The organism is Nonomuraea mesophila, assembly GCF_004352805.1.
Classification (GTDB): domain Bacteria; phylum Actinomycetota; class Actinomycetes; order Streptosporangiales; family Streptosporangiaceae; genus Nonomuraea; species Nonomuraea longispora.
Genome location: NZ_SMLD01000002.1, coordinates 113282 through 126777, shown reverse-complemented (window position 1 = coordinate 126777; position 13496 = coordinate 113282). Strand labels below are relative to the sequence as shown.

The window sequence follows — 13496 nt, the reverse complement described above, 5'->3', positions numbered from 1 at the left end:
GCAGGCGTAGCGTCGAAGACATGTCAGCACTCGAGCTCGACTTCGACTCCTGCTACCGGGCGGTCTCGGCCAGGGACGCCCGGTTCGACGGGCGCTTCTACACGGCGGTGACGACGACGCGGATCTACTGCCGCCCGATCTGCCCGGCCCGCACCCCGTCGTTCCGCAACGTGCGCTTCTACCGGCACGCGGCGTCGGCGGAGGCGGCCGGGTTCCGCCCGTGCAAGCGCTGCCGTCCCGAGCTCTCCCCCGGCGACCCCGGCTGGGACGTCCGGGGCGACCTCATCGGCAGGGCGCTGCGGCTGATCGACGACGGGGCCGCCGACGAGCGGGGCGTCGCCGGGCTGGCCAGGCGGCTGCACATCACCGAACGCCACCTGCACCGGCTGTTCGTGGCCGAGCTGGGCGTCGGACCGCTGGCGGTGGCGCGCACGAAACGGCTGCTGCTCGCCAAACAACTGCTGACCGAGACGGACCTGCCGGTCACGGACGTGGCGTTCGCGGCGGGGTTCGGCAGCGTCCGTCAGTTCAACGCGACGATGCGGGAGACGTACGGCTTCACGCCCAGCGAGCTGCGGGCCACGGCCGGCCGGGTGGCGGCCAAGGTCGCGGACGCCGCCGGGCCTGTCTCGCTGCGGCTGCGGCTGCACCGGCGCGAGCCGTACGACGCCGACGGCGTGTTCGGCTTCCTCGCCTCGCGCGCCATTCCCGGGCTCGAGGTGGCCGACCGCACGTCGTACGCCAGATCCGTGCCCGGCGGCACGCTCACGCTCACCGCGCAGCCCGGCCACATCGCGCTCGACGTGGCGGTGGACGACACGCGGCGGCTCACCCGCCTCGTGGGCCGCTGCCGCCGCCTGCTCGACCTCGACGCCGACCCGCACGCGATCGCTCAGGCCCTCGGCCAGGGCTCGCTCGGCCCGCTCGTCGCGGCGCGGCCAGGACTGCGGGTGCCGGGCACGTTCGACGGGTTCGAGCTGGCCGTACGCGCGGTCGTCGGCCAGCAGATCTCCGTGGCCGGCGCACGCACCCTGCTCGGCCGCATCGTCGCGAGGGCCGCCGCGCCCGAGGGCCTGTTCCCCACGCCCGCCCACCTCCTGGACACCGACCTCACCGGCCTCGGGCTGACGAACCGCAGGATCGCCACGCTCAAGGACCTGTCGGCCCGCCTGGCCGACGGGCGCATCGACCTCGACGGCGGCCAGGACCCCGCCGACGCGGTGGCCGGCCTGCTCGACGTGCCCGGCATCGGCCCGTGGACGGCGAGCTACGTCGCGCTGCGCGCGCTGCGCGACCCCGACGCCTGGCCGACGGGCGACCTCGTGCTCACCAAGCGCATGGCCGCCCTCGGCATCCCGCACGACCACATCGAGCGGTGGCGCCCATGGCGGGCGTACGCCGCCCTGCACCTCTGGAGCTCATCATGATCACTGCCCGGCTCGTTCCCACGCCCATGGGCCCGCTGTCCCTGCTGTCCCGCGAGGACGTGCTGGTCGCGGCCGGCTTCACCGCCGAACCCAAGGAGATGTACGCCCGCCTCACACCCGCCCTGCAAGCGGAGGGCCTGGAGGTCGTGGACGGCCCCGGCCCCGCCGGTGAAGCCGTGCTGGCCTACCTGGCGGGCGACCTGGAGGCCCTCGACGCCATCCCGGTCTCACAACCCGGCACGCCCACGCGCAAGCGACTGCACGCGGCGTTGCGCGAGGTCAAGCCGGGCACGACCATCACGTACGCGGAACTCGCCGCGCGGGCGGGGCTGCCCAGGACGGCGGCCAGGGCGGCGGGCTCGGCCTGCGCCCAGAACCTGATCGCGCCGTTCGTGCCGTGCCACCGGGTGCTGCCCGGCGGCGGGGGGTACGGCGGCTACTACTACGGCGTACCGGTGAAGGAGTGGCTGATCGCCCACGAATCCGGAGGATTCGTGGGCGCAGAGTAATGGCTCGACAACATTCGGTAATGTGTTCGCCATGCCGACACAGGAACACGAATACCTGATCGAGCTCGTACGCAACCGCCCGTCCCTGGTCGCCACGCTGCTGGCCGGGACGGGCGTCTCCGTACCGACGTTCGACGAGGCACGGCTGGGCAACGCGGACTTCACGGACTGCACCCCCACCGAATACCGGGCCGACTCGGTGGTGCTCCTCTGCAAAGAGGGCACACCGGTCTCGGCGGTGGTCCTCGAAGTGCAACGCGAGCCGGACACCCGCAAACGCTGGTCCTGGCCCGTCTATCTCTCCACGCTCAGGGCGCGCACGAAGTGTCCCGTGCTGCTCCTCGTCTTCTGCGAGGACTCCAGGACAGCCCGCCGCTGCGCGGAACCCATCGAGATGGGGCATCCCAGGTGGGTGCTCCATCCCATCGTCATCGGTCCGGACGGGATTCCTTCGGTCATCGATCTCGGCTGGGCCGTCGACCAACCGGAGCTCGCGACAATCTCGGCCATCGTGCACGGCCAGTCGGAAGCGGGCCTCCGCAACATCTTGACCCTCTTCGAGGCACTGGGGCAGTTGCCCGAAGAGTACGGCGAGTATTCTGACCTCGTCCTTTCGTGTCTGCCCGACTTCATGCTCGACACAGTGATCAGGGAGCTCAGGATGGCCATGGCAACCGACCACCCCAGAAGCGCAGTGGTGCGCGCGTGGCTCGCCGAAGGAAAGGCGAAGGGAATAGCCGAAGGGAAGGCGAAGGGTGAGGCGAAGGCCGTCCTGCTGATTCTGGAGGCGCGGGGCATCTCGCTCCCCGACGAGGCGCGGGCGCGCATCCTGGCCTGCACCGACCTGGACACCCTGGAGTCCTGGGTGCGCAAGGCCGCCACCGCGGAGAGCGCCGGCGAGTTCTTCCTCTGAAGCCTCCCCCCGGAGCGATCGTGCCGGGGCCGGCGCCGGCCCCGGCAGTATTCAGGGTTTGACGTTGCTCTGGATCTCGCCCACCGGCACGTCGCGGCTGGCGCCGACCTCGACGGGCGCGAACTGCACCGGCACCACGTTGTCGACCACCTCGACCGGCCACACGGTGGAGACCGTCAGCGTGTACTTCTCGCTCGGCTGGTCGATCGAGGAACGCAGATAGCGCACGCCGCACGAGAACGTGCCGCCCTTGGTGTACGGCTTCCCGGACGTCCCGCACCCCTCCATGTTCACCTCGGCGCGGTCCTTCGTGGTGCCCGGGTCGATCGTGATGCTTTCGAGCGTGGCGACCACGGTCGCGCTCATGACCCCGGGGATCGTCGCGGTCACCGACCTGCGCGGCTGGCCGATGCCCTCCAGCCAGACCCAGGTGGGCAGGTTCACGTAGCTCTTGGCGTCAGGGTTCAGCTTGACCGTGGGTTCGGGCACGGTCAGCGCGGCTCTGGCGATCTCGGCGAGTTCCTGGATCGTGATGCCGGACGGCGGCGTGGTGCCCGGCGGCACGAAGACGAACGGGTCGAGACTGGCGAAACAGGCCTGCCCCTTGGGGTCGGCGGCGTTGTACGCGGGCCCCCACCAGCGCCCGTCCTTTCCGATCTTGTCCTCGAACTGCTTGAGGAACGCCTGCCACTTCTCCTCGGTAGGGTTCTCGGTGAACCTGAACCAGTAGGCGCGCAGGCTTTCCTGCGACTTGAGCATCTCGTTCGCGTCCAGGCCGGGCTCGTACCAGCATGGGCGCTTGAGCACGTAACCGTCGCTCTTGCCACCCCTGGTCCCGTCACCGGACACGACGATCTTCGAGTGGGCGAGGTTGATGCCCCTCGTGTTGCCCTCCTTGATGGGGGTGCCCACCGTGCGTCCGCCGTCCTCAGGATTGGCCGCTCCCGCAAGCATCAGCAGCGCGGCGACGACGACCGAACTCATGGGGTTCATCTGCTGCACCCTTTCTCGCCATAGCCGAACGATCTGATCCGCCACACCCCGTCATCGCCGCGGTGCGCGAGCACGGACTGGAGGTACGGCTCGCGTACGAAGGCGGGCTGAGGCTCGACGGGCTTCCCCGTGCGCGCCGACAACACGCGCACCTCCGACTCGTCCACGCACGCGTTGACCTGCGCGCCCTTGCCCACCTGCGCGGCGACGCGCAGGTTGTAGAGCCGGGCGTCGCCTCTCACGGTCATGTCCTCCTCGGTGTATCCGTGCACCCAGTCGTACGCTTCACGGACCGCCGTGAGTTCGAGATCCAGATCCTTCAGGTATCGATCGCTTCCGGAGACGAGCGCCTTCCTGGAGGCGACGTAGTAGCCGGTGACGAGCTTCAGCAACGGATCGGGGTCGTCGGGCCACTCGATCCGCACCCGCAGCTTGTCGCCGCCGATCGTCAGGCTCTGGGGCCCTGACGCGGGAGGGGTGCCGCTCTCGCTCTTCGACGGGCTCGGGGCCGGCTGTCCGCTCGCGGGCGAGGCGGCCTCCTGGGGCGTGTAGGGCCGTTCGGCCTGCCCGCAACCCGCCAGAACGGTGACGCCCAGCCCGATGGTGCCCAGCACCGCCATGACTCGTCTCATGCCGACGACTCCCTCACCACATGCATGCGCCACGTGGGCAGCAGCTCCTCGATCAACGCCTCGGTCTCGGGGGCCATCCCGCCGCCGTACGGATGGGAGGCCGCCCTGCGGGTCAGGCCCTCGATGACGGCGCGCAGGCGCACGATGTCGTCGGTGGCGTGCGTGGCCCGCAGCAGGTCACGCCAGAGCCCCTCGTCGTCGGCCGCCAGCAGCAGGCCCGCGCGTACGGCGGCCACCGCCGCGTCCGGCTGTCCCTGGGCGAGCCTGACCTCGCAGAGCTGGTGGGCCGCGTCGGCCACCCCTGCGCTCACGTCGTACTCCAGGTCCTCGGCGGCCAGCCAGGCGTACCTGCCGGGCGGCCTGCCGGCCAGCAGCGGGCCTCTGACCAGGCCGAGCGCCTTCTCCAGCAGCACCGCCCCGGCCGTCGGGCCGCCGTGCGAACGGCGTACGAGCTCGCGGAACAACGCCCAGTCCGTACGGACCTCGGGCCCCAGCCGGAGCCGGCCGGCCTCGTCGGTGAGCAGGTGGTCGGGCCCGAGCCATTCGGCGACCCGGGAGATCGTGGCGTCCCTGACCGTGGACTGCACGCCGCGCGGCCACAGCACGCCGCCGAGCACCGCGGGATGCACGCCGCCCGGGTGCGTGGCCAGGTAGACCAGCAGCTCGGCCGCCAGCTCCATCCGGCCTTCCTCCAGGGGGCGCAGGCCGGCGATCTCGAGCGGGCCGAGCACCCTGATCTCGACGGCCGGCGGGTGCAGCCCCACCAGCGGCTCGGCCTCGGGGATGGCCTCGCCGTCGAACCGGTCGGCCGTACGGAACAGGTCGACCAGCGCGCGGTAGTGGCGGCGCGGCAGGAGCTGGGCCTCCACCTCGAAGCCCAGCTCGGCGATCCTGGCCCTGCCGTCGTCGCCGATCTCCAGCGTCCACGTGGCGTGCGGGACCTCGCCGGCCACCACGTAGCCGGCGGTGTCGCGGCGGGCCAGCAGCGCCAGCCGCCGGGCCTCCTGGTGGGTGGGCGCCACCGCGGACAGCAGGTAGTGGGCGACGCTGTGGCCGCCGCTGATGCGCCCGGTCAGCACCTCCCTGCGCGGGGCCGCGTTCGCCTCCAGCTCGGGCAGCACCTCGGCCAGCCCGCCGACCGCCCTGATCCGTTCGGGCGCGATCGCGGTGAGCTCCTGGCCGAAGCCGACGAGCGTGATGCGCATGCGGTCGGACCACCGGTTGGTGGCCAGCTCGACGGCGATCCCCGCCAGCGCCGCGGTGGTCTGCGGGCCGCGTACGTTGATCAGGCCCTGCGCGGCCTCCAGGTCGATCAGCACGCGCCCGCCGGCGTCCGTGCCGATGGAGACCAGCCCGGGGTACGGAGCCCCGCCGGCGTGCCCGGGGCCGGACTCGCCCCTCACGTCGGGCAGCAGCCGCCCCTCGTGCGCGGGGAGCCGCCAGATCTGGCCGCCGTCCTCCGCCGTCCAGGGTGCGGGCGGGTCGTCGTCCGGCGGATGGATCCACAGGTCGAGCGTGCGCGGCGACAGGTGGGCGCCGTACACGGTGGGCGGGGTGCGGTGCTGCGCGGCCAGTTCGGCGCCCAGCAGCCGCAGCCCGACGTCCAGGATGCGGGCGCCGGGGGCGTCGCCGCCGAGCCTGAGCGCCACCTCGGCCTCCGCGGCGTCGTCGCGCGGGCGGGCGATCCTGCGGCCGGACAGGCGCCGCCACAGTTGTTCCCTGCGCCGCCTGGCCAGCACGAACAGCAGCCCGGCCGCGGCCAGCGAGGCGGCGGCGAGGTAGTCGGTCAGCTCGCCCTGGCGCTCCTGCATGACCGGCTGCCGGCCGTCCCGCACGGTGGGCTCGGTCTGGCGGTGTTTGCCCTCGTGCCCGGGTGTCCGGCGTTCCTCGCGGGCTTCGCGAGCTTCGCGGCTGTCGCGCTCCTGCCGCTCCTCGCGTTCCTGGCGGTCCTGCCGCTCTTCCCGGTCCGCGCGGTCGGCGCGGTCGCCGCGCTGGGCCGTGCCCGGGTCGGCCCGGCCCGGGTGCTCGCGCAACGTCTGGTCGCGCGGCTGGTCGACGGGGACGACGTGGGCGTTTCGCGCGTCGTCCGGCATGTCGAGCACCCAGCCGGGCCTGATCAGGTCGGCCATGCGCAGCCGGGTGCCGTCGGGCTGTTCCTTCGCCTGGTTGAGCCGGTAGATCTCGGGGTATCGGCGGCCGTCGCCCAGGCACTTCTCGGCGATCTCCCACAGGCTCTCGTGGTGGCGGCCGTGCGGCGGCTGCACGACGTACACCTTCTTGGTCTTGCGCGTCTCCAGCTCCAGCTCCTGCTCCACGATCGGCGCGGAGTAGGCGACCGCGGTCACGGGCGGCGCGGCGGGAGTGGGGGCCAGCTGGGCCACCGGCGCGACCATCGCCCCCGCCGTGAACAGCAGCAGCACGGCCGAGACCAGCTTGTTGGCCACCACCTGCATGCCGCCCGAGAGCGGCACGCGGGCGGGCATGCCGACCCTGCGCACACCGGCGTACACCTCGACCAGCACGCACAGGAAGAGCTGGAACCAGGCCAGCCACACCAGCAGCACGAGCACGGCCACGATCGTGCTCGGCCCGACCCGGCTGGTGAGCACCTCGAGATCGAGCAGCTCGGGCGCGATCGGCGGGCCGACGAGGGTGAGCAGCGCGTACGGCACCCCGCCCACGAGCGCGACCAGCACGACCAGGGCGCCGAGCCCGGCGAGCACGTCGCCGGCGCTGCGCCTGGCCGGGGCGCGCACGGGGACGTGACGTCCGGATGGACGCACGGGTCCTCGCGGCTGCTCTCGCGGCGGCATCGCCTCTCCCTTCTCTGTTCCAGCGTCGTGTCTCGTACGTTCCGCATCCATCGAGTGGTCGGTTTCGGTCTATCTCGCTTCGGGTGCGGCGCTGGCCTCGCCGGTCATCTCTGAGCCGGGGAACCCGAGCGCGCTCAGGAAGAAGGCCTCCCACCGCACCGTCACGGTGACCGTGACCTGGGCCTGTCCCTGCTCGACCGAGCACTCGCCGCGGGTCACGTCGCCGCCGCCGTGCGCCTGCACGATCTCGTCGGCCCTGCCGCACACCTCGGCGTCGTCGAGCAGCCGGGTCTCCCCCGTGGTGCGGAGGTGGTCGACGTCGACCTGGTCGGCGCCGGCCCTGGCGGCCTGCTCGGCCACGTCGGACGCGCGCAGCCGGGCGTTGATCGCGGCCCCGCCGTCCACCAGCATCCCGGCCAGCAGGAACACGACCACGGAGAACAGCACGGTGAACACCGACATGGACCCCCGCTCGCCGTTCCTCATTCGACCCTCCTGAACTGCTCGAGCGGCACCACCGCGGCGCCGGTCAGCTGCTTGGTGCCGTCGAACCCGAGAAAGGCCAGGTCGAGCTCGCACGTCACCTCGGCCTCGACGTGGCCGCCCTGCTCCCATTCGGACCCGTCGAGCGAGACCGAGGAGGACTGGCAGCGGCCTTCGAGCACGCTCGTGGCGATGGTCTCGGCGGCGGACCCGGCGTCGTCGAGCGTGCGCTGCACGGACGCGGCGCGGGCGGCGTCGCGGGCCGCCCCGTTGACCCGTCCCTGCGCCTCGACCAGCACCCCGGCTCCGGCCAGGAACAGCAGGAAGAGCAGGAAGACCGGGGCCAGCATGACCGTCTCCACCGCCATGGAGCCGCGTTCGGCCCGGCTCATTCGCAGTCCTCGCCGCCGTTGTCGGGGCGGAAGCACTCGACGGGACCGCCCGCGGTCGCGGTGATCGTGAACGAGAGCTCCGGGAGCAGCGGGATGACCTGTACGGCGTTGCCGGTCACCGTGACGAAGCGTTCGTCGGGCTCCTTCTCGGACGTCGTCGCGGTGGCGTCGCCGAGCAGCCGCGGTCCGATGGCGCGGACGATGTCGGTGGCCTTGGCCGTGGCCGCGCCCTCCCAGTCGCCCGAGTCGAACGGCGCCGACCTGGCCACGCGGGCGCCTTCCCTGGCGGCCGCCTCCGCGACCTGCCGGCCGTGGAACCAGAGCGCCACCTGCACGATGAGCAGCACGACGGCGAGGATGACCGGCATGAGCACGGCCAGCTCGATCACCGTGGCGCCACGCTCGCGCTGCGGCCTACTCGCCTCCGCCGCCATCCCCGCCACCGCCGAACGTGCCTTGGATCTCGCTCTGCTTCTGCTCGACCAAGGTCTTGATGAGCGTGGCCAGGCCGAGCGCGACACCGGCGATGATGGCGGTGATGATCACCCATTCGACGGCGGACGCGCCCCTGGTGGGCGCGGTCCTGGCCCGGTGGATGCGCACACCGAGGTACGCGGTCAGATAGATGATCCAGGGATGGTTCATCATGCCCCCAACATCTTCATAGCGGCGGGATAACTGAGAAAGATCACAAAACCGGCGCACAGCAGGAGCTGGGCCACGAGCATCGACTGCGACCGCTCGCCCGCCCTGCCCTCGATCTCGGCCAGCTCGCGGCGGCGCAGCGTGGCCGCCCTGGCCGTCAGCGAGGCACGTACTTTGGCGCCGTCGTCGGCCACCAGGCCGAGCGCGGCCGACAGGTCGCGCAGCTCGTCGACGTTGATCTCCTGGCCGAGCTGTCCGAGCGCCTGCCACGGGGTGATGCCGACGATCCGCGCGCCGGCCAGCGCGTCACGGATGCGGCCCATCGCCCAGTTGGGCTGCTCACCGCTGACCGAGACGGCCATCATCAGGGCCTCGGGGACACCGCGGCCGCCGGCCAGGTTCATCGAGACGAGGTCGAGGAACGCGCCCACGACGTGCCGGAAGTCGCGCCGCTTGGCCGCCGCGTCCTTCTTGACCTGGAGATCGGGCAGGAAGAAGAAGACGACCGCGACGAGCACGGCCGACCAGAACGGGACGGCGAGCGAGGCGCCCCACTCCATGAGCACCAGCCAGCCGAGCAGCAGCGGGAACGCCAGCAGGCCGCCGGCCGCCAGCAGCACCTTCGTGGCCAGGAACGCCTCGAAGGAGCGGCCGACCAGCGCCAGGTCCGACCTGACCGACCTGACCTCCCAGCCGCGGGCGCTGTAGAGGCGGGCCAGCCGCACGCCGAGGCCGCGCCGGAACGCGCTGACCTCCTCGTCGGGCAGCACGAGCTGGATGCGCGGCGCGCCCGCGTCCTCGCGTACGGCGTCGAGCGCCAGCAGCCGCGCCACCAGCCCGGGACGGGCCGGGAAGAGCGCCCTGAACAACACGAGCAGGCCGAGCCCGATCACCGCGCCGGCCAGCGCGCCCTCAACCATCGCCGCCTCCTCCCATGAGCAGCCGCGTCGGCTTGTCGAACCTGGCCAGCCGCCGCATCCAGGCGAACCCGGCACCGAACAGCCCGGCCACGACCACGAGCACGGCCTGGCCGAGAGGGCCGTCGTACTCCTCGACGTAGGAGGGGTTGAACACGACGAGGATCCCGGCGAAGGCCAGCGCGGTGATCACGACGATCTGCACGCTGCGCCGGGTGGCGCGGCGCTCGGCCTCGACGCGGCGGCGCATGTCGAGCTCCTCGCGGGCCGAGACGGCCAGCGCGCCGAGCACGTCGCGCAGGCCGGGGCCGCGCAGCCTGGAGTTGAGGATGAGCGCGGCCACGACCAGGTCGGCCGAGGGGTCGTCGAGCTCGTCGGCGAAGAGCGCGAGCGCCTGCGGCAGGGCCATCCTGGTGTGCAGCCGGTCGATCAGCGACCGCAGGTGCGGCCTCAGTGTGGGCGCGGCGGCCCTGATGGACGACGGGATGGCCTGTTCGAGCCCGGCCGCCCCGGCGATCGTGTCGCGCAGCGACTCCGTCCAGGCGGCGAGCCCTTCGAGGCGGCGCATGGCGGCCCGCTCCTCGGACGCGCCGCCCGACAACCCGCGCCAGGCGAACACGAGCAGCACCGTGCCCACCGCCACGACCGGCCAGCCGGTGACGACCAGGACCAGGGTGGCGGCGACGGCCGCGATCGCGGTGCGGGTGGTCAGCATCTTGACCAGGTGGCGTCTGGGCCGGGGCGGGCGGGGGCGCAGGCCGTACAGGGAGATGACGAACAGGAACAGCCCGCCGCCCGCCACCGCGCCGGCGAGCAGCGCCAGCGGGTCGAACGTGAACGCACCCATGCTCACCAGCCCCCCAGGGTGTAACCGTGGGCGGCCAGCTCCTCCATGCAGGAGATCGGGGCGTGCGGGACGGCGGCGCCGTCGGGGCCGGGTGCGAACACCTCGCTCGACAGGACGCGGCCGTCGCAGCCGTTGACCTCGCGGATGCTGGAGACGTAGCGGCGCAGGGTGCCGCCGACGTGGTAGTCGTTGCGCTTCTCGACGAAGACGACGAAGTCGATGGCGCCCGCGATGAGCATGTGGGTGGCGTCGATGGGCAGCCGCTCGCCGGCCTGCAGCGCGTAGGTCGAGATGCGGTTGAAGACCTCCATGCTGGAGTTGGCGTGGATGGTCGACAGCGAGCCGTCGTTGCCCTGGGTCATCGCGTTGAGCATGGTGACGATCTCGTCGCCGAGCACCTCGCCGACGATGACGCGGCTGGGGTTCATCCGCAGGGAGCGCCTGACCAGCTCGGCCATGGAGATCTCGCCCTGGCCCTCGGAGTTGGGCAGGCGCTGCTCGAAGGCGACGACGTTGGGGTGGAGCTCGGGGAACTGGTCGAGGCCGAGTTCGAGGGCGCGTTCGACGGTGATGAGGCGCTCGCCGGGCGGGATCTCGTTGGCCAGCGCCCTGAGCAGGGTGGTCTTGCCGGCGTTCGTCGAGCCCGCGATCATGATGTTCTTGCGTGCGGCGACGGCGGCCGTCAGGAACCGCGCGACGTCGGGGCCGATCGTGCCGTTGCCGGTCAGGTCCGACAGGAAGACCTTGCCGAGGCGGGCGCGGCGGATCGACACGGCCGGCCTGACCGTGACGTCCATGACGGCGCTGAGCCGGGAGCCGTCGGGCAGGCGCAGGTCGAGCTGCGGGTTGGCGGTGTCGAACGGCCTGCTGGACAGGCCGGAGTAGGCCGCCAGGATCTGGATCAGCTCGATCAGCTCGTCGTCGGAGTCGGCGACCGGGTCATGCATGAGCTCCTGGCCGTCGGCGTAGCTGACGAACACCCGGTCGCAGCCGTTGATGTCGATGTTCTCGACCTGGGCGTCGTCGAGCAGCGGCTGCAGGCGGCCCACGCCGAACAGGGCGGCGTGGATGCCGGCCGCGAGCGCCTCCTCCTCCTCGACCGTGGGCGGGGTGCGGCCGAGCCCGATCTCGCCGCGGGCGTGCTCCTCCAGCACCTGGGAGATCAGTGCCCTGGCGAACTGGCGTTCGTCCTCGCCGGTCATCGCGGGCAGGCCGTTGGCCTGGTCGAGCCTGCGCTGGTGGGCCAGCCGGTCGCCGACCTCCTGGCGGAAACGCTTGACGAGCGAGTGGTCGATCATCGGTGGCTCACCAGCCTTGCCGCGAGGTCGCGTGCCGTACGGATCAGGAGAGAGCGGTCGAGGCGGCCACCCCACTGCCCGCGCAGGAGCTCGGCGCCCTTCGGGTCGTGGGCCAGGCCGTAGACGTATTGGACGGTGTTGCCGACGATCCGGCGTACGTCGTCGATCGAGGCGCGGTAGTTGCGCGGGTCGGCGATCACCGCGACGCCGTGCGCCTTGGTGATCTGCAGCCGCTCGCGCAGGTGGGCGACGTGGTCGAGGGTCGCGCGGGTGAGCAGCACGACCTGCTCGGCCTCGGCCATCAGGTCGCCGAGCTGGGGGTGGGCGCCGAGCCGGCCGCAGTCGGCGATGACGTCGGCGTTGGGGACGGCCGCCAGCGCCCGGCCGAGCGGGCCCCACAACCAGGTGAGGCCCGCGGCCTGCTCGCCGTGCGTGAGCCCGGCCAGCACGTCGAGCCCGCCGACGATCTTCTGCGTGTGCTGGTGGATCTGCGCGGGTTCGAGGCCGCGCCGCGCGGTGGCGCCCAGCGTGAGCAGGCCCTTGCCGGGGTTGAGCACGCCGCCGTCGGCGGCGGGCAGCCGGTAGGCGAGGTCGCCGCCCGCAGGGTCGCACTCGGCCAGCAGCACGGGTCGCGGCCAGACCGCCGCCAGGGCGGTGGCCGCGGTCGTCACACCTGGCGCGCCTTTGTCGGCGGCCAGGACGATGAGCGCCACGTCAGCGTGCCCCCGGGAGTTCGGCGACCGCGATCTCCCCGCTTGAGGCGAAGGCCACGATTTCCGGTGACGCCGACGAATCGACGACCACCGTGATCTGGCCGGAATTTCCGGTGCGCGACTTGTCGCCGACGGAGAAGACGAGCGCGCTCGCGGCGAGGACCCGGCTTTCTCCCTGGGCGGCCCGGCTCGGAACGTGCACCAGTTGAACGCGGTCGCCCGCTTTCAGGCCCGCGGGCATTTGGCCCGGCTTGAGCGCCAGCCCGACGGTGGCCTTTCCCTCTCCGAGCTCGGAGCTGGCCTCGGCGCCCATCTGGCTGGTCAGCAGGGTGCCGGGCAGGACGGTGACGGCGGCGAAGCTGCCGATCACCTGCTCGCGCTGCGACCAGCTGACGTAGTCGACGCCCTCAGCGGCGATCTTGACCTCTTCGAGCGCCTGCGCGGTGAACTTCTGGCCTGCGCCGACCTGCTGGGTGACGCGGATGGCGGAGACGCGGTCGCCGCTGCGCAGGACGAGCAGCGTCGTGGCCAGCGCGCCGCCCAGGATGAGCAGGACGGCCAGCGCGGCGAGGGCCGGCTTGCGTTCGCGGGGTGGCACGGGGAGCTTGCGCGAGGCCGGCCCGGACAACCCCGCCGCCGCGTCGACGGCAGGCTTTTCACTGGTCCTCATGGGTGGGGGGCTCCCGAAGTGAATTGCGGAATTCACGCCATTATGTGGGGCTTGGCGTGATGACGGGGGCGGAATGCGAGGACCAATGCTCGTTTCGCAGGTGGCGCGATGTCAACAACAAATAATCAATGCCTATTGTTTCTAACGAGTTGACGAGTATCGATTTTTCCGGCTAGCCGTCACTTTGACCACAGCAGCCTCATTTTTCCCACCCTTATGGCAACATATCGGTTCAAGTCGTCAC

The 13496-nt window shown here is 71.9% G+C and carries 15 protein-coding genes; 3 read left to right on the top strand and 12 right to left on the bottom strand.

Features of this window, described 5'->3' with window-relative positions; translation table 11 throughout:
- Positions 1-20: 20 nt before the first annotated feature.
- From E1295_RS01645 to E1295_RS01635, 3 genes are read left to right on the top strand one after another with little or no spacing between them, the layout of a single operon-like run.
- Entirely contained in the window at positions 21-1427 is a 1407-nt protein-coding gene (locus tag E1295_RS01645) for an AlkA N-terminal domain-containing protein (protein ID WP_132627831.1), read from the top strand.
- Positions 1424-1936: a methylated-DNA--[protein]-cysteine S-methyltransferase gene (locus tag E1295_RS01640; RefSeq protein WP_132627830.1), complete on the top strand. Its 513-nt coding sequence runs from the start codon at positions 1424-1426 to the stop codon at positions 1934-1936. Before E1295_RS01645 ends, E1295_RS01640 begins: the two co-directional genes overlap by 4 nt.
- Before the next feature lie 31 nt (positions 1937-1967).
- Positions 1968-2849, top strand: a complete 882-nt coding sequence (locus E1295_RS01635) for an RpnC/YadD family protein (protein ID WP_132627829.1) — start codon at positions 1968-1970, stop codon at positions 2847-2849.
- 51 nt (positions 2850-2900) lie between these two features.
- On the opposite strand, the gene E1295_RS01630 is transcribed toward E1295_RS01635, so the two are convergent.
- From E1295_RS01630 to E1295_RS01575, 12 genes are all read right to left on the bottom strand, one after another.
- Positions 2901-3842, bottom strand: coding sequence for a hypothetical protein (locus E1295_RS01630; RefSeq protein WP_246079776.1), 942 nt, complete (start codon positions 3840-3842; stop codon positions 2901-2903).
- Entirely contained in the window at positions 3839-4474 is a 636-nt protein-coding gene (locus tag E1295_RS01625) for a hypothetical protein (protein ID WP_132627827.1), read from the bottom strand. The genes E1295_RS01630 and E1295_RS01625 overlap by 4 nt, the downstream gene beginning before the upstream one ends.
- Complete coding sequence (locus tag E1295_RS01620) at positions 4471-7257, bottom strand: BTAD domain-containing putative transcriptional regulator (protein WP_246079775.1); 2787 nt, start codon at positions 7255-7257, stop codon at positions 4471-4473. Before E1295_RS01620 ends, E1295_RS01625 begins: the two co-directional genes overlap by 4 nt.
- 99 nt (positions 7258-7356) lie before the next feature.
- Positions 7357-7773 (bottom strand): TadE/TadG family type IV pilus assembly protein, encoded by a 417-nt coding sequence (locus E1295_RS01615; protein ID WP_246079774.1) that lies wholly within the window; start codon positions 7771-7773, stop codon positions 7357-7359.
- Entirely contained in the window at positions 7770-8162 is a 393-nt protein-coding gene (locus tag E1295_RS01610; protein WP_132627826.1) for a TadE/TadG family type IV pilus assembly protein, read from the bottom strand. The genes E1295_RS01615 and E1295_RS01610 overlap by 4 nt, the downstream gene beginning before the upstream one ends.
- A complete protein-coding gene (locus E1295_RS01605) occupies positions 8159-8596 on the bottom strand; it encodes a TadE family protein (protein WP_246079773.1) in 438 nt (145 codons plus the stop codon). Before E1295_RS01605 ends, E1295_RS01610 begins: the two co-directional genes overlap by 4 nt.
- Entirely contained in the window at positions 8577-8810 is a 234-nt protein-coding gene (locus tag E1295_RS01600) for a hypothetical protein (protein ID WP_166427025.1), read from the bottom strand. The genes E1295_RS01605 and E1295_RS01600 overlap by 20 nt, the downstream gene beginning before the upstream one ends.
- Positions 8807-9727 (bottom strand): type II secretion system F family protein, encoded by a 921-nt coding sequence (locus tag E1295_RS01595; protein ID WP_132627824.1) that lies wholly within the window; start codon positions 9725-9727, stop codon positions 8807-8809. The genes E1295_RS01600 and E1295_RS01595 overlap by 4 nt, the downstream gene beginning before the upstream one ends.
- Positions 9720-10571 carry a type II secretion system F family protein gene (locus E1295_RS01590; protein WP_132627823.1) on the bottom strand — a complete coding sequence of 284 codons (852 nt, stop codon included), beginning with the start codon at positions 10569-10571 and terminating at the stop codon, positions 9720-9722. Before E1295_RS01590 ends, E1295_RS01595 begins: the two co-directional genes overlap by 8 nt.
- Before the next feature lie 2 nt (positions 10572-10573).
- Positions 10574-11869, bottom strand: a complete 1296-nt coding sequence (locus E1295_RS01585; protein ID WP_132627822.1) for a TadA family conjugal transfer-associated ATPase — start codon at positions 11867-11869, stop codon at positions 10574-10576.
- A complete protein-coding gene (locus E1295_RS01580) occupies positions 11866-12582 on the bottom strand; it encodes a CpaE/TadZ family protein (protein ID WP_132627821.1) in 717 nt (238 codons plus the stop codon). The genes E1295_RS01585 and E1295_RS01580 overlap by 4 nt, the downstream gene beginning before the upstream one ends.
- Before the next feature lies 1 nt (position 12583).
- Positions 12584-13252 carry a hypothetical protein gene (locus E1295_RS01575; RefSeq protein ID WP_132627820.1) on the bottom strand — a complete coding sequence of 223 codons (669 nt, stop codon included), beginning with the start codon at positions 13250-13252 and terminating at the stop codon, positions 12584-12586.
- Between the last annotated feature and the right edge of the window lie 244 nt (positions 13253-13496).